At 70.9% G+C, this 20501-nt stretch carries 17 protein-coding genes and 1 pseudogene; 7 read left to right on the plus strand and 11 right to left on the minus strand.

The genetic code is table 11. The features are described 5' to 3' along the window. Positions 1 to 24: 24 nt before the first annotated feature. The 3 genes from guaA to AB0B58_RS38565 form a co-directional block, all read right to left on the minus strand. Positions 25 to 1578: a glutamine-hydrolyzing GMP synthase gene (gene guaA / locus AB0B58_RS38555; protein ID WP_360234934.1), complete on the minus strand. Its 1554-nt coding sequence runs from the start codon at positions 1576 to 1578 to the stop codon at positions 25 to 27. Between the two features lie 20 nt (positions 1579 to 1598). Continuing rightward, positions 1599 to 3305, minus strand: a complete 1707-nt coding sequence (locus tag AB0B58_RS38560) for a S8 family serine peptidase (RefSeq protein ID WP_360234937.1) — start codon at positions 3303 to 3305, stop codon at positions 1599 to 1601. Between the two features lie 109 nt (positions 3306 to 3414). Further along, on the minus strand, positions 3415 to 5193 hold the full coding sequence (locus AB0B58_RS38565; protein WP_360234940.1) for a S8 family serine peptidase: 1779 nt from the start codon (positions 5191 to 5193) through the stop codon (positions 3415 to 3417). A gap of 146 nt (positions 5194 to 5339) precedes the next feature. On the opposite strand from AB0B58_RS38565, the gene AB0B58_RS38570 reads away from it, so the two are divergent. Then, positions 5340 to 6440: an LCP family protein gene (locus AB0B58_RS38570; RefSeq protein ID WP_360234943.1), complete on the plus strand. Its 1101-nt coding sequence runs from the start codon at positions 5340 to 5342 to the stop codon at positions 6438 to 6440. On the opposite strand, the gene AB0B58_RS38575 is transcribed toward AB0B58_RS38570, so the two are convergent. From AB0B58_RS38575 to guaB, 3 genes are read right to left on the minus strand one after another with little or no spacing between them, the layout of a single operon-like run. Next, positions 6430 to 7863 carry a M1 family metallopeptidase gene (locus AB0B58_RS38575; protein WP_360234946.1) on the minus strand — a complete coding sequence of 478 codons (1434 nt, stop codon included), beginning with the start codon at positions 7861 to 7863 and terminating at the stop codon, positions 6430 to 6432. The genes AB0B58_RS38570 and AB0B58_RS38575 overlap by 11 nt on opposite strands. A 13-nt stretch (positions 7864 to 7876) precedes the next feature. Continuing rightward, positions 7877 to 8995: a GuaB3 family IMP dehydrogenase-related protein gene (locus tag AB0B58_RS38580; RefSeq protein WP_360234949.1), complete on the minus strand. Its 1119-nt coding sequence runs from the start codon at positions 8993 to 8995 to the stop codon at positions 7877 to 7879. 12 nt (positions 8996 to 9007) lie between these two features. Further along, positions 9008 to 10495 (minus strand): IMP dehydrogenase, encoded by a 1488-nt coding sequence (gene guaB / locus AB0B58_RS38585; RefSeq protein WP_360234952.1) that lies wholly within the window; start codon positions 10493 to 10495, stop codon positions 9008 to 9010. Positions 10496 to 10615: 120 nt separating this feature from the next. Here guaB and AB0B58_RS38590 point away from each other — a divergent pair, with 120 nt between their 5' ends. After that, entirely contained in the window at positions 10616 to 11017 is a 402-nt protein-coding gene (locus AB0B58_RS38590) for a DUF5319 domain-containing protein (RefSeq protein WP_360234955.1), read from the plus strand. Between the two features lie 37 nt (positions 11018 to 11054). Here the strand turns inward: AB0B58_RS38590 and AB0B58_RS38595 are convergent, their stop codons facing one another. Then, positions 11055 to 11897, minus strand: coding sequence for a response regulator transcription factor (locus tag AB0B58_RS38595; protein WP_360234958.1), 843 nt, complete (start codon positions 11895 to 11897; stop codon positions 11055 to 11057). A 231-nt stretch (positions 11898 to 12128) separates the two neighbouring features. On the opposite strand from AB0B58_RS38595, the gene AB0B58_RS38600 reads away from it, so the two are divergent. Continuing rightward, entirely contained in the window at positions 12129 to 12518 is a 390-nt protein-coding gene (locus tag AB0B58_RS38600) for a WhiB family transcriptional regulator (protein WP_360234961.1), read from the plus strand. A 165-nt stretch (positions 12519 to 12683) separates the two neighbouring features. Here AB0B58_RS38600 and AB0B58_RS38605 read toward each other — a convergent pair whose 3' ends face one another. The 4 genes from AB0B58_RS38605 to groES all read right to left on the minus strand — a co-directional run bounded on the left by AB0B58_RS38605 (position 12684) and on the right by groES (position 17022). Further along, on the minus strand, positions 12684 to 14258 hold the full coding sequence (locus tag AB0B58_RS38605; protein WP_360234964.1) for a molybdopterin-dependent oxidoreductase: 1575 nt from the start codon (positions 14256 to 14258) through the stop codon (positions 12684 to 12686). A 21-nt stretch (positions 14259 to 14279) separates the two neighbouring features. Further along, positions 14280 to 14900: a hypothetical protein gene (locus tag AB0B58_RS38610; protein ID WP_360234967.1), complete on the minus strand. Its 621-nt coding sequence runs from the start codon at positions 14898 to 14900 to the stop codon at positions 14280 to 14282. A gap of 84 nt (positions 14901 to 14984) precedes the next feature. After that, entirely contained in the window at positions 14985 to 16634 is a 1650-nt protein-coding gene (gene groL, locus AB0B58_RS38615) for a chaperonin GroEL (protein ID WP_360234970.1), read from the minus strand. 73 nt (positions 16635 to 16707) lie between these two features. Next, positions 16708 to 17022, minus strand: coding sequence for a co-chaperone GroES (groES, locus tag AB0B58_RS38620; protein ID WP_018222648.1), 315 nt, complete (start codon positions 17020 to 17022; stop codon positions 16708 to 16710). A gap of 232 nt (positions 17023 to 17254) precedes the next feature. Between groES and AB0B58_RS38625 the strand changes: the two genes are divergently transcribed. From AB0B58_RS38625 to AB0B58_RS38640, 4 genes and pseudogenes are all read left to right on the plus strand, one after another. Beyond that, positions 17255 to 18421 (plus strand): class I SAM-dependent methyltransferase, encoded by a 1167-nt coding sequence (locus tag AB0B58_RS38625; protein WP_360234974.1) that lies wholly within the window; start codon positions 17255 to 17257, stop codon positions 18419 to 18421. 11 nt (positions 18422 to 18432) lie between these two features. Further along, a complete protein-coding gene (gene ybaK, locus AB0B58_RS38630; RefSeq protein WP_360234977.1) occupies positions 18433 to 18915 on the plus strand; it encodes a Cys-tRNA(Pro) deacylase in 483 nt (160 codons plus the stop codon). A 315-nt stretch (positions 18916 to 19230) separates the two neighbouring features. After that, entirely contained in the window at positions 19231 to 20328 is a 1098-nt protein-coding gene (locus AB0B58_RS38635) for a substrate-binding domain-containing protein (protein WP_360234980.1), read from the plus strand. Between the two features lie 78 nt (positions 20329 to 20406). Continuing rightward, positions 20407 to 20501, plus strand: a pseudogene (locus AB0B58_RS38640) (sugar ABC transporter ATP-binding protein); the annotation flags it as partial.

Consider the following 20501-nt stretch of genomic DNA (forward strand, 5'->3'; position numbering starts at 1 on the left):
GGGCCCGCACGGGCCCGGTCCCGTCTACTCCCACTCGATGGTGCCCGGCGGCTTGCTTGTCACATCGAGGACCACCCGGTTGACCTCGGGCACCTCGTTCGTGACCCGGGTCGAGATCTTGGCGATGATCTCGTACGGCAGGCGCGACCAGTCAGCCGTCATGGCGTCCTCGCTGGAGACCGGCCGCAGCACGACGGGGTGCCCGTAGGTCCGGCCGTCGCCCTGCACGCCGACGCTGCGCACGTCGGCCAGCAGGACCACCGGGAACTGCCACACGTCGCGGTCCAGGCCGGCCGCGGTCAGCTCCTCGCGGGCGATCAGGTCCGCGGCGCGCAGCACGTCGAGCCGGTGCCGGTCGACCGCGCCGATGATCCGGATCGCCAGGCCGGGGCCCGGGAACGGGTGCCGCTGGACGATCTCCTCGGGCAGGCCCAGTTCGGCGCCGAGCGCGCGCACCTCGTCCTTGAACAGGGTGCGCAGCGGCTCGATCAGCGCGAACTGCAGGTCGTCCGGCAGGCCGCCGACGTTGTGGTGCGACTTGATGTTCGCCGTGCCGGTGCCGCCGCCGGACTCGACCACGTCCGGGTAGAGCGTGCCCTGCACCAGGAACTCGATGTGCCGCTCGGCGTCGAGCTCGCGGGCCGCCGCCTCGAACGCCCGGATGAACTCCCGACCGATGATCTTGCGCTTCTGCTCGGGGTCGGTGACGCCGGCCAGGTGGCCCAGGAAGGTGTCGGCGGCGTCGACGACCTTGAGCCGGATGCCGGTCGCCGCGACGTAGTCCTTCTCGACCTGCTCCGCCTCGCCGGCGCGCAGCAGTCCGTGGTCGACGAAGACGCAGGTGAGCTGGTCCCCGATCGCCTTGTGCACCAGCGCCGCGGCCACCGCCGAGTCGACGCCGCCGGACAGGCCGCAGATGACCTGCTTGTCGCCCACCTGCTCGCGGATCGCGGCGACCTGGTCGTCGATGATGTTGGACGACGTCCAGGTCGGCTCGATGCCGGCGATGTCATAGAGGAAACGCTGGAGCATCTCCTGCCCCTGCTGGGTGTGCGCCACCTCGGGGTGGAACTGCACGCCGGCCCGCCGGGTCTCCAGGCTCTCGAACGCGGCCACCGGCGCACCCGCCGAGGAGGCGGTGACGGCGAAGCCGGCCGGAGCCTCGGTCACCGCGTCGCCGTGCGACATCCAGACCGGCAGGTCCGCGGGAAGCTCGCGCAGCAGCGTTCCGGCCTCGGCGAGCGGCGTGAGCACGGTACGGCCGTACTCCCGCGCGCCGGAGTGCGCGACCGTGCCGCCCAGCGCCTGCGCCATCGCCTGGAAGCCGTAACAGATGCCGAAGACCGGCACGTCGTGGTCGAACAGCGTCGCGTCGAGCGACGGCGCACCGGGCTCGTAGACGCTCGACGGGCCGCCGGACAGGATGATGGCCGCCGGGTTCCGGGCGAGCATCTCCGCGACCGGCATCGAGTGCGGCACGATCTCCGAGTAGACCCGCGCCTCGCGGACCCGTCGGGCGATCAACTGGGCGTACTGTGCGCCGAAGTCGACGACAAGAACCGGACGCGGTGTACTCATGACGCGCGAGTTTACCGGCGTCAGCGGTACCACTTCCGGGCCGGGGCGGATCGCACGTTGCCGGCCCTGTCGTAGGCGCGCACCTGCACGGTCATGACCTTGCCGTGCTTCCACGTCTGCACGCCGAACTTGCGGGTGCTACCCGCGTACCGCTGGGTGACCTTGCCGTTGACCAGCAGTTCCATCCGGCTGATCCCGTGGGTGTCGGCGGCCGTGGCGGCGATGTACCGGGTCTTGCGTACCTTGCGCGTGCCGTTGGCCGGGCCGCTGGTGATCCGGACCGAGGGGCCCCAGTTGTCGACGTTCACCGCGCGGGTGGCGTTCGCCACATTGCCGCCGCGGTCGTACGTGCGCAGCGCGAGCGTCACGGCCTTGCCCCGGCCGGAGGTCCGCCAGGAGAAGGCGTACGGCGCCACCCGGTCGGTGCCCACGACCACGCCGTCGGCGAGCAGCTGAACCTTGGCGATGCCGATGTCGTCGGTGGCGCGGGCCGTGACGTTGACCGTCCCGCGGACCAGCGCGTTGCCGCCCGGCGAGGTGATGGACGTGGACGGAGCCACGTGGTCGTCGGTGACCGGCAGGGTGGCGAGGGCGGCCGCGGCGTTGACCCGGCCGGAGGAGGTGGCGACCCAGCCGCCGGAGATCTTGGTGGCCGACGTCGTCAGCGCCGTCCGCATGGTGGCGGCCGTCGGCGTCGGGGTGGTCGACTCGAGCAGGGCGGCGATGCCGGCGACGAACGGGGTGGCCGACGAGGTGCCGCAGAACTGGCTGACGACGCCGTTGCGACCCTGCGCCGGGTTGCAGCCGGGCGCCGCGATGTCGACCCACTTGCTGCCGTAGTTCGACCAGGAGTAGCGGGCGTCGCCGGAGGTGGAGGCGCCGACGGCGAGCGCGTCAGGAGCCGCCGCCGGGTATGTCGGCGTCGACACCCCGCTGTTGCCGGCCGCCGCGACCACGAGCGCGCCCTTGCCGGTGGCGTACGCGACGGCGTCGCGCAGCAGGCGGCTGTCCGCCGTGCCGCCCAGCGACAGGTTGATGATGTCCGCGCCCTTGTCGGCCGACCAGCGGATGCCCTCGGCGATGTCGCTGTAGCTGCCGCTGCCCTTGGCGTCGAGCACCTTGACCGGCAGGATCTTGCAGTACCAGCAGATGCCGGCGATGCCGACGCCGTTGTCGCCGCTCGCGGCGATCACGCCGGCGGCCATCGTCCCGTGCCCCTGGTCGTCGTCGGCGTTGCTGTCGTCGTTGACGAAGTCGTAGCCGGGCAGCACCCGCCCGGTGAAGTCGGGCAGCTTCTTCACGCCGGTGTCGACCACGGCGACGACCACGCTGCCGGCGCCCCGGGTCGTGTCCCAGGCCCGGGCGACGTCGGTGCGGGTGACGCCCCACTGGCCGGAGAAGTACGGGTCGCCGGGCCTGACGACGGCCATCTGGGCGACCTGGTCCCGCTCCACGTACGCGACGGCGGGGTCGGCCCGGAGCGTGTCCGCGGCCTCGGTGACCTGGTCGGCTGGGACGTCGACGGTGACCGCACCGGCCCCGGCGAGCTGCTCGCTGTCGACGACGTCGACGCGGCGCTCGAGGGAGGCGACCACGTCGGTGTCTCCGCGCAGGCCGACGATCAGCGAGACGGGCGCCTCGTCCGCCGGCGCGGCGACGGCCGGACTGCCCGTGACCGAGATGGCACCCACCAGGAGACCGACACCCAGAACCCGCAGCAGAGTCATACCTATACGGTCGGGCCCGCCCGTTGGAGACGCCGGACCCCGTCGGGTGCGACCGGGTAGCAGGAAGCCCTCACCGGGAGCGCTCGGTGAGGGCTTGCCGCAGGACCGGTCAGCGCGTGTAGTTGCGCGTCGCCTCGTACTTGACGTTGCCGGCCAGGTCGACCGCCCGGATCTGGACCTTCATCGTCTTCGGCTGCTTCGAGGCGGCGAAGCTGAAGTTGTACGGCGAGGTGGTGTCCGTCTGGATCACCTTGCCGTTGATCAGCAGCTCCACCCGGCGCATGCCGTACGTGTCGGAGGCGGTGACCGCGATCTTCACCGTGCCCTTGACCTTCGCCTTGTTCTTCGGCGCGCTGGTGATCTTCACGGTCGGCACCGTGTTGTCCGCGATGAAGGTGCGGTCGAAGGTGGTGCGGTTGCCGGCCTTGTCGTAGACCCGCAGCTGCAGCTTGACCGTGCCGTTGCTGTGGCTGGTGGTGTTGTATGGCAGCGCGTAGGGCGCGGTCCGGTCCTGCGCCTTGTATGCGCCGTCCACGTAGAGGTCGACGTTGCGAACCCCGGACCAGGGGTCGCCGACGCCGGTCGGCGTGACGTTGATGGAACCGCGAATCCGCCAGTTCTCACCCGGGTACGAGACGCCGGTGATCGTCGGCGGGTCCAGCTCGGTGCCGATGGTCAGGCCCTTGGCGGCGTCGAGCATGCCGTACTGCGACCAGCCGTCGTGCTGGCCGTTGCCGTCGGCGTCGAGCGGGCGGGCCGCGACCCGCAACGCGCGCGAGATCGACCAGCCGGTGTACTCGGGGTGCTGCGTCTTGATCAGCGCGGCCGCGCCGGCGACCATCGGCGCCGCGAACGACGTGCCCTGCAGGGGCTCGAACTCGTTCTCGCCGACCATGACCGTGACGTCGCCCGGCGCGACCATGTCGACCCAGCCGGCGCCGTAGTTGGAGTAGACCTCGCGCTCGTCGGAGCCGCGCGCGGTGGCGCCGACGGCGAGCACGTCGGTGCACGCGGCCGGGTAGTGCGGGGCGGGTGAGTGCTCGTTGCCGGCAGCGGCGACGACCAGCACGCCCTTGAGGTTGGCCCACGCGACCGCGTCGTCAAGGACCCGGCCGGGGAACTCACCGCCGAGCGACAGGTTGATGATCTTAGCGCCGTTGTTGGTGGCCCAGACGATGCCCTTGGCGATGTTGCTGTAGGTGCCGAAGCCCTCGGAGTCGAGCACCTTGACCGGGAGGATCTTGCAGTTCCAGCAGCCGCCGGCCATGCCGACGCCGTTGTCGCCGCGGGCGGCGATCAGCGACGACACCATGGTGCCGTGGCCGTTGTCGTCGGCGGTGTCGTCGTCGTTGGTGATGGCATTGAAGCCGGGCAGGACCGCGCCGGCCAGGTCACCGACGCCGGTGACGCCCGTGTCCAGCACAGCGACCTTGACCGTGTCGTCACCCTTCGTGGTTTCCCAGGCGGCCGGGAGCTTTACCTGGTCCACCTCGGGCTGCGCGCCCGCGACGTACTGCGGGTCGTTCGGGCTCACGTCGTACGCCTTCAGCACGTGGTCTACCTCGACGTACGCGACGTTCGGGTCCTTCTTCAGGGCCGCGATGACCGACGCCTTGCGCTCGGCCGAGACCTCCGTGGTCTGCGCGCGCAGCACAGACATCGCCTGCTTGGCGGCGCCCGAGGCGTCCATCGTCCGGAGGCCCATCGCGGACACGGTTCCCGCGGCCGTCACGTCCTGCGGTGCGCTGGCCTTGAGGCCGACGACGAGCCGCACGGGCTCGGAATCGGGGGTTTCGGCAGCCAGCGCCCAGGTGGACACCCCGGCCACGGACACGACTACCGCCGCCGACAGAGCACCGACGGTTACCCGCCGCGAGACGAACTTCATATGGCCGCGCCTCCCCGTGATCGACCCACCGCCACGGCGAATCGCGGCGGCCAACGTACAACCGATCTTCACGTTTTCCATGCTCGTTCCAAGGGGCGAGATCTTGGGGCATTGAGCTGCTTGAAGTCGTCGCCTACTGTTCCAACATGCGGACGAGGAAGCTCCTGTTTGCGGCGATCGGCGCGGTCGTCGTGCTGCTGGCCGGGGTGGGAATCGTCATAGTGCTGCGGAGCGGCCCCGACGAGCCCGCTCCGGCGGCTGTGCCAAGCGCGGGACGGCCCGCGGTGCCGTACACCCCGCCCGCCTCGGCCGACCCGGTCCCGTCGGCCGGCACCGACATCACCGGCCCGCTCGATCTGCTGGTGGTCGGCGTCGACACCCGCGTGAGCATCCCGGACTGGCAACCGCACGCGGACGCCGTCATGGTGTTGCACATCGACGCCGGTCTCAAGTCCGGCTATCTCTACTCGCTCCCCCGCGACCTGCGCGTGGACGTGCCCGCGTTCGCGGCCAACGGGTACGGCGGCGGGCGGCGCAAGCTCACCGAGGCGATGAGCGCCGGCGCGAAGGTACCGGGCACCGACAAGGCCGACGTCGCGCAGGGCTACGAGCTGCTCGCACGGACGATCTCGGACTACGTCGGCATCGACGGTTTCGACGCGGGCGCGATCCTGACCTTCAGCGGGCTGAGCAGGCTGACCGACGCCCTCGGCGGCGTCACCCTGAAGATCGACCAGAAGGTCGTCTCGCAGCACCGCCGCCCCGACGGCACCGCGCGCACGCTGCGCTCCGGCGGCGGCGGGTACGTCGGCCCGCAGGCCACCTACCTGCCCGGAACCCGCAAGCTCGTCGGCTGGCAGGCGATCGACTACGCGCGCCAGCGCTACACCGCCGGCGGCGACTACACCCGGCAGCGCCACCAGCGCCAGCTCGTCAGGGCGCTGCTCACCCAGGCCATGGGCGCGGGGCTGCCCGCCGACCAGGCCGGGGTGCAGACGATCCTCGTGGCGCTCGGCGACACCCTGGTCTTCTCCGGCGACCGCAGCCCGATCGAGTACGCGTACGCGCTGCGCGACCTCGACCCCTCGCGGCTGACCCTGGTCGGGCTGCCCGGCGACTCGGTCTCCAGCAACGGCCGCTACATCGGCGAGCAGCTGACCCCGACCGGCCGGGGCTTCCTCAAGGCGATGGCGGCCAGCCGGCCCGGGCCCTACCTCGAGGACCACCCCGAGCTGATCAATAAGTAGGCTTCCGCTTGCCGAACAGCCACGCCTCGAAGAAGTCGCCGAGATCCTTGCCGGACGCCTTCTCGGCCGCCGCGATGAAGTCCTCGGTGCTGACGTTGCCGTCGCGGTGCTCGGCCGGCCACGACTTGAGCAGCGCGAAGAACGCGTCGTCACCGATCTGCTTGCGCAGGGCGTGCACGGTCATCGCGCCGCGCAGGTAGACCGCGTCGCTGAACAGGTTGTCGTCGCCCGGATCGCCGGTCGGGATGGTCCAGTCGAAGTCCGCGTACACCCGGTCGAAGGACTGCTGGACGGTCCGCTCGTCCTGGTGCTCCTGCCAGAGCCACTCCGCGTAGGTGGCGAAGCCCTCGTTGAGCCAGATGTCCTGCCAGCGGCGCATGGAGACGCTGTCGCCGTACCACTGGTGCGCCAGCTCGTGCGCGACCACCGTGGCGTTGGCGCGGCCGCCGAAGAAGGTGTTCCCGTAAACCGGCCGCGACTGGGTCTCCAGGGCGTAGCCGACCCGGTCGTCGTCGAGGACGATCCCGCCGTACGCGGCGAACGGGTACGGCCCGAACTGGGTGGCGAGATAGTCGGCGACCTCGCCGGTGCGGGCGAGCGCCCGGGCGGCGTTGCCGTTCGCGGGCAGCGACTCCGGGATCGCGATGATCATCGGCTTGCCGGCGTGCGTGCCGACCTGCATCCGGTACTGCCCGATCACCACGAACGCCAGGTAGCTGGCCAGCGGGTTCCGCTCTGTCCAGGTCCAGGTGGTCCAGCCGCCGGCGGTGCTGCGCGGGCCCGGCACGCCGTTGCCGATCGCCTCGACCCCGTCGGGAACGGTCATGGCCAGCGAGAACGTGGCCTTGTCGGACGGGTGGTCGTTGACCGGGAACCAGGTGCTCGCGGACTCCGGCTGGCCGATGGCGAAGGCTCCGTCCTTGGTACGCAGCCACCCGCCGACCCCGAGCGTCTCGTTGTCCAGCGCCTGCGGCTTGCCGCCGTACTCGATGACGACGGTGAAGGCCGCGCCCTTGGTGAGGCCGGCCGCGGGCGTGACGACCAGCTCGTTGCCGTCGGCCCGGCTGGTGGCGGCCCGGCCGTCGACGGTCACCTTGCCGGCGACGAGGTTAGCGAGATCGAGGTTGAACCGCGACAGGTCCTGGGTGGCGGTGGCGGTGATCGTCGCGGTGCCCCGCAACTCCCCGCCGGCCGGGTCGTACCGCAGCTTCAGGTCGTAGCCGCCGACGTCGTAACCCCCGTTGCCGTACGTCGGGAAGTACGGATCGCCGGCCCCCTCGGCCCCCGCCGCGAAGCTCGGTGCGGTCGAGATCGAGGTCGACGGGGTGGGCGCCGGCCCGCCCTCGTCGGCGGTGCAGCCGGCCAGCGCCAGCACCGCGACGGTCGCTACGGCTGCTCGTACCCTGCGCGTGTTTTCCTGCATGTGCACTTAATCGTCAGCGATCGAGGACAAGCGAAACTTTCTGGAATTCCTTCACGTCGTGGTAGCCACACTTAGCCATGGCGCGGCGGAGGCCGCCGAAGAGGTTCAGCTGGCCGTCCGGCCGGTCGGCGGGGCCGTAAAGCAGCTCCTCGAGGGTGCCGTCCGGCTCGCCCGCGATGCAGAAGCCCCCGCGCGGCAGGCTCGGGTGGCTCGCCGCCGAGTGCCACCACGCGCCGCCGGCCGGGGCGCCCTCGGCCAGCGAGAGCGGCTCGCCCAGCATGACCGCGTCCGCGCCGCAGCCGATCGCCTTCGCGATGTCGCCCGAGGTCTGGATGCCGCCGTCGGCGATCAGGTGCACGTAGCGGCCGCCGGTCTCGTCAAGGTAGTCGCGGCGCGCGGCCGCGGCGTCGGCGATCGCGGTGGCCATCGGGACCCGGATGCCGAGGACCGTGTCCGTGGTGGACCACTCGTCCGCGCCGATGCCGACGATGACGCCGGCCGCCCCGGTGCGCATCAGGTGCAGCGCCGTCTTGTAGTCGGTGCAGCCGCCGACGATGACCGGCAGGTCGAGATCGGCGATGAACTCCTTGAGGTTCAGCGGCTCGTCCGTCGTGGACACGTGCTCGGCCGAGACCAGCGTGCCCTGGATGACCAGCAGGTCGACGCCGGCGTCGAGGATCACCGGTGCCAGCGCCAGCGTGTGCTGCGGCGACACCCGGACGGCGACCGTGACGCCGCCGTCGCGCATGGCGCGGACCCGCTCGGCGATCAGCTCGGGCCGGATCGGCTCGGAGTAGACCTCCTGGAGGCGCTTGGTGGCGTCCGCCTCCTCGTCGAGCGACGCCAGCTCCTCGAGGATCTTGGTCGGGTCCTCGTAGCGGGTCCAGAGGCCCTCCGCGTTGAGCACGCCCAGGCCGCCGAGGCGGCCGAGCGCGATCGCCGACTCGGGGCTCATCGTCGCGTCCGACGGGTGCGCCACACAGGGGATCTTGAACGGGTACGCGTCGAGGCGCCAGTCGGTGGACACGTCGTCCACGTCGCGGGTGCGGCGGCTCGGGACGATCGCGATGTCGTCCAGGTGGTAGCCGCGCTGTGCGGTCTTGCCGAGACCGATCTCCACGACGTCACGCATGTCTCAAACCCCTTAGCGGGAGTGGTAGTTAGGTGCCTCGACGGTCATCTGGATGTCGTGCGGGTGGCTTTCCTTGAGGCCCGCCGCGGTAATCCTGATGAGCTGTCCCCGCTCCTGCAAATCGGGGATCGTCTCGGCGCCGACGTAACCCATCGCCGCGCGCAGGCCACCGATCAGCTGGTGCGCCACGCGCGACAGCGGGCCGCGGTAGGGTACCTGCCCCTCGACGCCCTCGGGTACCAGCTTGTCCTCGGTGACGTCCTGCTGGAAGTAGCGGTCCTTGGAGTAGGACTTCGCCTGGCCGCGGGACTGCATGGCGCCCAGCGAGCCCATGCCGCGGTAGGTCTTGAACTGCTTGCCGTTGATGAAGATCAGGTCGCCGGGGCTCTCCTCGGAGCCGGCGAGCAGACCACCGAGCATCACGGTGTCGGCGCCGGCCACGATCGCCTTGGCGATGTCGCCCGAGTACTGGATGCCGCCGTCGGCGATGACCGGTACGCCCGCGGGGCGGCAGGCCCGGGCGGCCTCCATGACCGCGGTGATCTGCGGTACGCCGACACCGGCGACGATCCGGGTGGTGCAGATCGCGCCGGGGCCCACGCCCACCTTGACCGCGTCGGCGCCCGCGTCGACGAGGGCCTTGGCGCCCGCGTACGTCGCGATGTTGCCGCCGACGATGTCGGTGGTGGTGTCCTTCTTCAGCCGGGCGACCATCTCCAGCACGGCGCGCTGGTGGCCGTGCGCGGTGTCCACGATGACCACGTCGACGCCGGCGTCGATCAGGGACCGGGCCCGCTTGTAGGCGTCCTCGCCGACGCCCACCGCGGCGGCGACCCGGAGCCGGCCCTGCGCGTCCTTGGCGGCGTTCGGATACTGCTCGCTCTTGGTGAAGTCCTTGACCGTGATCAGTCCGCGCAGCCGGCCGGCGTCGTCGACCAGCGGCAGCTTCTCCACCTTGTGCCGCTGCAGCAGCGCCAGGGCCTCGTCCTTGCCGACACCGACCGGCGCGGAGATCAACGGCATCTTCGTCATGACCTCGCGCGCCTTGACGCTGTCGTCGGTGACGAAGCGCATGTCGCGGTTGGTGACGATGCCGACGAGCACGCCCTCGGCGTCGACGACCGGCAGGCCGGAGATGCGGTAGCGCCCGCAGAGCTGGTCCACCTCGCGCAGGGTGTCGTCGGGGCTGCACGTGACCGGGTTGGTGATCATCCCGGACTCGGAGCGCTTCACGAGGTCGACCTGCGAGGCCTGGTCCTCGAGCGAGAGGTTGCGGTGCAGCACGCCGATACCGCCCTGGCGGGCCATCGCGATCGCCATCCGCGCCTCGGTCACGGTGTCCATGGCGCTGGAGAGCAGCGGGATGGACAGCTCGACGTTGCGGGTCAACCGGGTGATCGTGTTGACGCGGCTCGGCACGACGTCCGATTCACCCGGCTGGAGCAGCACGTCGTCGAAGGTGAGACCCAGCGGAACCGTGCGGGCCGACTCGTTATCCACAGATCATCCCTAGCGAAGAGGCGGAGTGTTTCATCCTACCCATCCGGTCAGGGCGTTCTGTTGGGCGGACAGCGCGTGCGGGCCAGCACACACCGGCCATACATGGGTACGGTAGACATCGTGCAAGAAGAGCCGATCGACCCGTTCAACGGCGACCCCGCCGACCCGGCCGCCGGTCTCGACGACCTCTCGGAGGACGCCGAGAGCGATCCGCTGACCGAGCCGGAGCGGCAGGACGTCCTCGAGGACCTCTCCGACCTGGAGATCTACCAGGCGTTGCTGAGTCCGACGGGCATCCGCGGCCTGGTGATCGAGTGTGAGGACTGCCACGAGCCACACTACTTCGACTGGGACCTGCTCCGGGGCAACCTGCGCCACCTGCTGAGCAACGGTCGACCGCGGGTGCACGAGCCGGCCTACGATCCCGACCCGGACCACTACGTGACCTGGGAGTACGCCCGCGGTTACGCCGACGGGGTGCACGACACACTGACCGAGGGCACGGACGACGACGCTTCGTGATCGCCGCCCGGGCCCCCGGGTGTGAAACGACTTACCGTTAAGCGACCAGTCCGGCCCGGAAGCCGGCGGCCACCGCATGCGCCCGGTCTCGGGCGCCCAGCTTGCGGAAGAGCCGCCGAGCGTGGGTCTTCACGGTGTCCTCGGAGACGAAGAGCTCGCGCCCGATCTCCGCATTGCTCTTGCCGTCGGCCATCCCCCGCAACACCTGCAACTCGCGCTCGGTGAGCGTGAGCCGCCGGCCCGTCGGGGCGTCGGTACGGCCGGTGTCGTTACCCGGCCACACCATCGGCCGGCCGGTGGCCGGGTCGATGTCCGATCCGTCGCCTCGCTGGGCGGGGACCATCGGGGAATTCGGCAGCATCGCGGGGACGCCGGCACCGTTGGGCGTGCCGGCCATGGCCAGCCCGTCGCGGTGCAGGCCGCGAGCGGCCGCCGAGTTGTTGTTACGGCCGGCGCCGCCGACCGCGGCGGGCTGGGCATTCGCGCCGTTGATCGGCATGCCCTGTGGCCGCACCGGCAACAGCAGGAGCAGCAACGCCTTGGCGACGACACTGACCAGGTCGTGCTCGACGCCGCGGATGACACCCCTGGCACCGGCGGCGACAGCCGCTGCGGCGACCCGTGGATCTTCGGCACCGAAGAGGACGACCTGCGCCTGTGGGGCGCGGGCGAGGACGCGGCGGGTGAAACCGACGCTGTCGGGACGGGTCACGGCGGTGTCGGCCAGGACAACCTCGGCCGGCCTTTCAGCCAGTCGGATCATGGCCTCGGTCTCGCTGACCGCCGTCCGCACGACCCCGGTCATCCCGAGCCGGGCCGCGGTAGAGGCGACGGTCTGGGCCGCAAGTGGGGTTCGGACGCACACGAGGACGGTACGCACAGTGATCCTCCTTCTCTCTCAGAGGAGATCACGCAACGGCCGCAGCATTACGCGCTTTAGATGGAAAAATTAGGAAACATCGGTACGGCTTGGAGCACCGATGAGATACGGCTGGCGAAGACATCGACAAGTCGCGTGTGATCCGGCGTTCGCCGGGGTACACGGGCGGCAGGCCTGAGTCAGGCCCCTCAATGACAGCACTCCGCGGTGCCGCGCGGGAGGAGGGTGTTGATGTCGAACGTTCGCAGACTGCCCGGACCCATCGCCGACCTTTGGGAATGGCAGCGACTCGGCCTGTGCAGGGGGCGCGACAGCGCCCAGTTCTTCCACCCGGACGGTGAGCGTGGGTCTTCCCGCAACCGTCGGGAGGCGAACGCCAAGACGATGTGCGGCGCCTGCCCGGTCCGGGCGGAGTGCGCTGCTCACGCACTGGCTGTCCGTGAGCCGTACGGGGTATGGGGAGGTTTCAGCGAAGCGGAGCGGCTGCGGCTGCTCGCGGTCGGCTGGGAGGACCTTGCCGATCGGCATCACGGACGGGTCGACCTTGCCCGGCTGGAGGCCCGCCTCGGCCGGCCCCACAAGTCGGCGGTCCCGGCACAACGGCAGGTACCGGCGGCCTGACGCCGGTCGACGCGCGGCACCACACAGCTGCCGACGCGGTTCCCTGCGGGGAGCCGCGTCGACGTGTTCAACGGCGTGTTCGCCGCATCGGTGGACATGCAAGCCACCGTATGAGCGAACTTGGGGTTGTCGTCGGACCAAAAGTGCGGCTTTTGGGTGACACCCTCAGTCGACCGTGACCTGTACGGAATGCCATCCCGTCGCCCCGTCCGGGGCCGGCGGCGCGGGGGCGCCGGTCTGTAGGCCGCCGTCGCCGTCGGCCGCCCGGACCCGCACCGTGTGCTCGCCCGGCGTCGCCTGCCAAAGGTAGGACCACTGCACCCAGGTGTCCGACGATACGGTCGGCGCGAGGGTCGCCCGCACCCATGGGCCGCCGTCGATCTGCACCTCGACCAGGTCTATGCCGCGGTGCTGCGCCCACGCGACACCGGCGACGGTGACCGCGCCGGCCTTACGCCCGGCGCCGTCGCGTGGCGTGTCGATCCGCGACTGGGTCTTGATCGGACCCTGCGCCGACCAGCCCCGCGGCACCCAGTACGCGTCGAAGTCGGCGAACCGGGTCAACTCGATCTCGGTGATCCACTTGCAGGCCGAGACGTAGCCGTACAGCCCGGGTACGACCATGCGCGCCGGGAAGCCGTGCGACACCGGCAGGGGCCGGCCGTTCATGCCGATCGCCAGCAGGGCGTCCCGGCCGTCGCGCAGCACCGCGGTCGGGCTGCCGCAGTTCCAGCCGTCGGCCGAGCGCTGCACCACCTGGTCGGCGTCGGGCAGCGGACGAGCCTCGTCCAGCAGATCCTTGATCGGGGTGCCGAGCCAGAGCGCGTTGCCGATCAGGTCGCCGCCGACCTCATTGGACACGCAGGCCAGCGTCACGTACCGCTGCACCATCGGGCGCCGCAACAGCTGTTCCCAGGTGAGGGTGATCGGGTTGCGGACCATGCCGTGAATGCGCAGCTCCCAGGTCGACGGATCGATCTGAGGCGGATACAGCGCGGTGTCGATCCGGTAGAAGTCGGCGTTCGGCGTGACGTAGGGGACCGCACCCCGGACCTGGGCGCCGGCCGGGACCGCGGGGGCCGGCCGCGCCGGGGCCGGCAGCACGACGGCGTCGCGGGCGGCGGTCACCGCACGCCGCGAGGTCAGGAACCGGCCGCCGAAGCCCCCGACGGCGGCCACCGCGGCGGCACCGCCCAGCGCCATGAGGAAGCGGCGCCGATTCTCCTGCACCACGCCGCCGGGCCCCATCCGGCCGCCCTCACCCTCGGGGGGCGCGGCGGCCGGTTGCGCGGCTGCGGCGAGCCGCACGAGCCGGTGGAGCACCAGCGCCGCCACGACGGTGGCGACCAGCGACGGCAGCGCGGCCGCGAACCCGGCGCCGTGCCGGGTGACGGCGGCGGTCACGCCGATCGCGCCGAACAGGACGACGCCGGCGAGGGCGGCCGCCCGGCTGCGCAGCGCGATGACGCCGAGCACCGCGGCGTAGAGCCCGAGCAGGATCACGGTGCCGGTGATCAGGGCGGTCTTGTCGTGGGTGCCGAAGACCGCGATTCCCGCATCCTTGACCGGCCCGGGCACGTTGTCGACCACCACGCCGCCGACGGCGAGCAGCGGCGACGAGAGCGGGCCGATCGGGACGGCGACGATCTCGGCGACGCCGACGGCGACACCGGCCGCGGCGACACCGGCCAGCGCGGCCCACGCGGCCCGAGGCGAGAGGTTCACGCCTCCATCCTGCATCCGCGGGGCGCGGAACAGCCCTTACGGTTCGGTGACGGCCTGGCGCAGCGGCGGCAGGGCGGCCACCAGATCGTCCAGCAACTCCACCGCGCAGCGATCGGCGCGGGGCACCGGCAGCTTGGGCACGCCCTCGGCGGGCAGCTCCCAGATCACCCGGCCCGGGTCGAGCCGGTCCAGCGTGGCGTACCACTGCTGAAGGGGCTCGCGGAGCTGTACGTGCGCCGCGAAGTTGCGCCGCCGCCGGGTCTCGTCACTGTCGCGGCGCCGTTGCAGCGTCTCGACCTCGGGCAGGCCGACCAGCACGGCGTCGGCGAACCCGAGCCGGCCGGAGCGGAACGCCTCCCGGGTCACCGTCAGCTCACGGTCGAACCGGGCGCGCGGCGCCAGGCCGAGCGCCGCCATCCCCCAGGCGTAGTGCAGCTTCACCGGGTCGGTGTCGCAGAACGCGACGCCGTCGGCGCGTTCGAGATCGACGGCCTGCGCCCAGCGGCCCATGCCGACCCGCGCCCAGTGCCGGGCCAGGGCCATCTCGTCGGTCGGCTCGCGGCCCGTCGCGGCGTACTCGGCGACGTAACGGCCGACGTAACGCCGGCACCACGACGTCTTGCCGGCCGCGGTCGGACCTTCCACCACGACGATCATCCGCGCCTCTTTCCCCGAATCCCGCATCACACACGAGAAAGGGCGCGCCGCGGAATGCGACGCGCCCTTTTTTACTCTTTCGACTCAGAAACCCGGGCCGTGCTGGTGGCCGTGGCCACCGTGGCTGTGGCCGTGGCCACCGCCCGCGGCGGGCTCCGACTCGGCCGGCTTCTCCACCACGAGGCTCTCCGTGGTGAGCAGCAGCGCGGCGATCGAGACGGCGTTGGAGACCGCACTGCGGGTCACCTTCACCGGGTCGATGATGCCGGCCGCGACCAGGTCGACGTACTCGTCGGTGGCCGCGTTGAGGCCGTGGCCCCAGCCGAGCTCGGCGGACTTGCCCGCCACCACGTAGCCGTCGTGGCCCGCGTTCTGCGCGATCCAGCGCAGCGGCTCGACCAGCGCCTTGCGGACGATCTGCACGCCGACCGCCTCCTCGCCGGTGAGGCCGAGGTTGCCGTCGAGCGTCGAGGCGACCTGCGCCAGGGCGGCGCCGCCACCCGGGACGGTGCCCTCCTCGACCGCGGCCTTGGTCGCCGCGATGGCGTCCTCGATGCGGTGCTTGCGCTCCTTCATCTCGACCTCGGTCGCGGCGCCGACCTTGATCACCGCGATGCCGCCGGAGAGCTTGGCCAGCCGCTCCGAGAGCTTCTCGCGGTCCCAGTCGGAGTCCGAGGCCTCGATCTCCTTGCGGATCTGCGAGACGCGGTCCTCGATCTCGGCCTTGCGGCCGCCACCGTCGACGATGGTCGTGCTCTCCTTGTCCACCACGACCCGCCGGGCGGTGCCCAGCATGTCGAGGGTGACCTGGTCGATCTTGTAGCCGAGCTCGGGGGCGATGAGCTCGCCGCCGGTCGCGATCGCAAGGTCCTGCAACATGGCCTTGCGCCGGTCCCCGAAGCCCGGGGCCTTCACGGCCGCAACCTTGAAGGTCTTGCGCAGCGCGTTGACGACGAGCGTCGACAGCGCCTGGCCCTCGACGTCCTCGGCGACGATGAGCAGCGGCTTGCCGCCGGAGAGAACCTTCTCCAGCAGCGGCAGCATCTCCTCGACGCTGGAGATCTTCTGGGTCGTGATCAGCAGGTAGGCGTCCTCGAGGACGGCCTCCTGCGACTCGGCGTCGGTCACGAAGTTCGGCGAGATGAAGCCCTTGTCGAACTGCAGACCCTCGGTCACCTCGAGCCCGGTGTCCAGGACGGACCCCTCCTCGACGGTGATGACGCCGTCGCGGCCGACCTTCTCCATCGCCTCGGCGATGAGCTCACCGATCGTGGCGTCCTGCGCCGAGATGGTGGCGACGTTCGCGATCGACTTCTTGTCGTCGACCTCGACCGCCTTCTCCAGCAGGGCCTTGGAGACGGCCTCGGCGGCCAGGTCCATGCCGCGCTTGAGCGCGATCGGGTTGGCACCCGCGGTCACGTTGCGCAGGCCCTCGCGGACCAGCGCCTGCGCGAGCACGGTCGCCGTGGTGGTCCCGTCGCCGGCGACGTCGTTGGTCTTCGTCGCCACCTCCTTGACCAGCTGGGCCCCGAGGTTCTCGTACGGGTCGGAGAGCTCGATCTCCTTGGCGATGGTGACACCGTCGTTGGTGATCGTGGGCGCGCCGAACTTCTTGTCGAGGACGACGTTGCGGCCGCGCGGCCCGAGAGTGACCTTGACCGTGTCGGCGAGCGTGTTGACGCCGTGCTCCAACAGGTGCCGCGCGTCGTCGGAGAAACTGAGAATCTTCGCCATTTATGGTCCCTTCAACGCACCGGCGCCCTGGACCGGAAGCCGGGCCAGGGCGCTCAGCACTGTCAGATCAGGTCTACTTCTCGATGACCGCGAGGACGTCGCGGGCGGAGAGCACCAGGTACTCCTCGCCGGCGTACTTGACCTCGGTGCCGCCGTACTTCGAGTACAGGACGGTGTCGCCGACCTTCACGTCGATCGGTACGCGGTTGCCCTTGTCGTCGATCCGGCCGGGGCCGACGGCGAGGACGGTGCCCTCCTGCGGCTTCTCCTTGGCGGTGTCGGGGATCACGATGCCCGACGCCGTCGTGGTCTCGGCCTCGTTCGCCTGGACCACGATGCGGTCCTCGAGCGGCTTGATCGCAACCTTTGTCGCGGTAGTCACGGGCATACCCTCCTGGGTACAGGTGTTGTCGCCGGCCAATGACAGGCCGGGCTGATGCCTCATGCCACCGGGCGGGGCCGTCGTCGCGGGTGCCGGTCCGCCTGGCGCAAGCGCACGTCCCCGGATCGGGGAGCACGCTGGCACCCTCAGGTTGAGAGTGCTAATCGGAGATTATGCCGGAACTAGCACTCCGTCAACCAGAGTGCCAACACGTCAGCTTCCAGCAGAATGACTTTCCGTGGACCTCGAACTGCTCGCCGCCCTGCGTACCGCCGAGGGGTCTGCCGCCCTGGCGGCCGCCGCCGAGGTCGCCGGCGCGGACCCGCTCGCCGCCGCCACGGCCCTGCGCTCCCGCGGCCTCTCCCCTGCCCTGTCCGCCGCCGCGCTCACCCAGGCCGACCTCCGCAGACGCGCGGAGGCCAAGTTCGGCGCGGCCGGCGCCACGATGCTTTTCACCCGGGCGGGGCTCGAGCAGGCGACGCGGGCGGTGGTGGCCGACCGGCGCGCCGCCCGGCTGCGGGCGGCCGGCGTCGAGACCCTCGCCGACCTCGGCTGCGGCCTCGGCTCGGACGCGCTCGCCGCGGCCCGCCAGGGCATCCGGGTGTGGGCCGTCGACGCCGACCCGCTCACGGCCGCGCTCGCCGCCGCGAACGCGGCGGCCGCCGGCCTGGCCCACCTGGTGACCGTGGAGTGTGCGGACGCGACGAGCGTTCCGGTGGAGAGGTTCGACGCGGTCTTCGCCGACCCGGCGCGCCGGCGGGCGGGCCGCGGCCGGGTGATGGACCCGCGCTCGTGGTCGCCGCCGTGGGACTTCATCGCCGCCCTGCCAGGCCGGGTGCCGCGCACGGTGCTCAAGCTGGCCCCCGGCATCGATCACGCGCTGCTACCGCCCGGCGCCGAGGGCGAGTGGGTCAGCGTCGGCGGCGATCTGGTCGAGGCCGCGTTCTGGTGCGGGCCGCTGGCGGAATTCGCGCGGCGGGCGATCCTATTGCCGTCGGGGGCCGAGCTGACCGGATCGGGAGTCGAGGCGGCTCCGGTCGGCCCGGTCGGCGCCTTCCTGTACGACCCGGACCCGGCCGTGGTCCGCTCGCACCTCGTGGCCGAGTTCGCCGCGGCGATCGGCGGCCGGATCGCCGACCCCGAGATCGCCTACGTCTACACGGACACCGCCGTCGACACGGTGTTCGGCCGGCGGCTCGAGATCACCGACGTGCTGCCGTTCTCCCTCAAGCGGCTGCGGACGCTGCTGCGCGAGCGCGGCGTCGGACGGCTGGAGATCCGCAAACGCGGCTCCGCGCTCGAGCCCGAGCAGCTGCGCCGGGACCTGCGGCTCAGCGGCAGCGCCGCGGCGTCGCTCGTGCTGACCCGCACGGCGGGGGCGCCGACGGTCCTGCTCTGCCGCTAACCTTCCTCCTCGTGGCGAAGAAGGCTGCCGGTACCCCGGCCACCGTGCTGCTCACGGCGCAGCGGGTGGCGCACGAGCTGCACCCGTATGACGTCCCGGCGGATGCGCGCGACTACGGCGCGCTGGTCGCCGCGGCACTCGGGGTGGCACCGGCGGCGCTCTTCAAGACGCTGATCGCCGAGGTCGACGGCGGGCTCACCGTCGCCGTGGTCCCGGTCACCGGCGAACTCGACCTCAAGGCGCTGGCGGGCGCGGCGGGCGGCAAGCGTGCGGCGCTGGCGGATCGCGCGGCGGCCGAGCGCAGCAGCGGCTACGTCCGCGGCGGGATCAGCCCGCTGGGACAGCGCCGGCGGCTGCCGACGGTCGTCGACGACTCGGCCGCCGCCCTGGACCGCATGTACGTCTCGGCCGGGCGCCGCGGCCTGCAGGTCTCGCTCGTTCCCGCCGACCTGATCCGGCTCACGGATGCGAAAATCGCGAAGATTCGGACATAGAGCGGCAGACGCTGTTCCGGATCCTTCCGTTACGACACCGTTATCAAGATCCGGCAATCCAGAGCCGTGAAGTGACCTAGCGTCACGTTGTGGAGTGACTCCATGGCTGCGCGGTGACCCAACGTCGTCGCGCTGCCGTCTACGCGGGCTGCGGGACCTTGCGATCAGGCCCGTCGTGCCAACGTTCAGCACCGGGAATACGTTGCCCGATACAACAGAGTGTCCGATCCCGCAGCGGATCGGGTGAGTGACGTTCCCGGCAGCGCACACCAGAATCCGAAGCAAGGTCCGGATTGATCCGAAAGGACTCGAGGAATGCGTAAGGGAATGTTCGCCCTTGCCGCGGCCGGCCTGCTGGCCGCCGGCAGCATGGCTGCATGCGGTGACGACAGCGGTGGCGATTCAGGCACGGACGGCGGCGCGTCCGTCGGCAAGGTGGGCGTCATCCTGCCGGACACTGCAAGCTCTCAGCGGTGGAGCACCGACGACCCCAAGTTCCTGAAGGCGGCGTTCGACGCGGCCGGCGTACCGGTCGACATCCAGAACGCTCAGGGCGACAAGAGCCAGTTCCAGACGATCGCCGAGGGCATGATCTCCAGCGGTGTCAAGGTGCTCATGATCGTCAACCTGGACTCCGGAACCGGCAAGGCGGTCCTCGACAAGGCCCGTGCGGCCGGCATCGCGACCATCGACTACGACCGCCTCACGCTCGGCGGCAACGCGGACTACTACGTCAGCTTCGACAACGTGGCGGTCGGCAAGCTTCAGGGCGAGGGCCTGGTCAAGTGCCTGACGGCCATGAAGGCCGTCAAGCCCGTCGTGGCCCGGCTCAACGGCTCGCCGACCGACAACAACGCCACCCTGTTCAAGCAGGGCTACGACTCGGTCCTCGACCCCAAGTTCGCCTCGGGTGAGTTCGTGAAGGGTCCGGACCAGTCCGTACCGGACTGGGACAACGCGCAGGGCGGCACCATCTTCGAGCAGATGCTGACCGAGAACAAGAACATCAAGGGCGTGCTCGCGGCCAACGACGGCCTCGGCAACGCGGTCATCTCCGTCCTCAAGAAGCAGGGCCTAAACGGCAAGGTCCCGGTCACCGGCCAGGACGCGACCGTGCAGGGCCTGCAGAACATCCTCGTCGGCGACCAGTGCATGACGGTCTACAAGGCGATCCAGCAGGAGGCCGACGCGGCCGCCGAGCTCGCCATCGGCCTGGCCAAGGGCACGAGGAAGGACACCGGGCAGACCGTCACCGACCCGGAGACGAAGAAGGATATTCCCGCGGTCCTGCTGACCCCGGACCCCATCTTCAAGGACAGCGTCAAGGACGTCGTCGCCGACGGATTCGTCACCAAGGACCAGCTCTGCGCCGGCGACTTCGCCAAGCTCTGCGCAGAGAACGGCGTCAGCTGACCCCACCTCGGGCCCGACGGCGCCGCCCATGCCCGGCCGGGTGTGGGCGGCGCCGCATCGAGTGAAGGAGAACCCCCTGTGGCCGCGACACCTCTTCTGGAGTTGCGCGGGATCGACAAGAGTTTCGGTCCTGTACAGGTCCTGCACGACGTCGGCCTCAGCGTCTATCCGGG

The sequence above is a fragment of the Actinoplanes sp. NPDC049118 genome (assembly GCF_040648555.1).
In the GTDB taxonomy this organism is placed as follows: domain Bacteria; phylum Actinomycetota; class Actinomycetes; order Mycobacteriales; family Micromonosporaceae; genus Actinoplanes.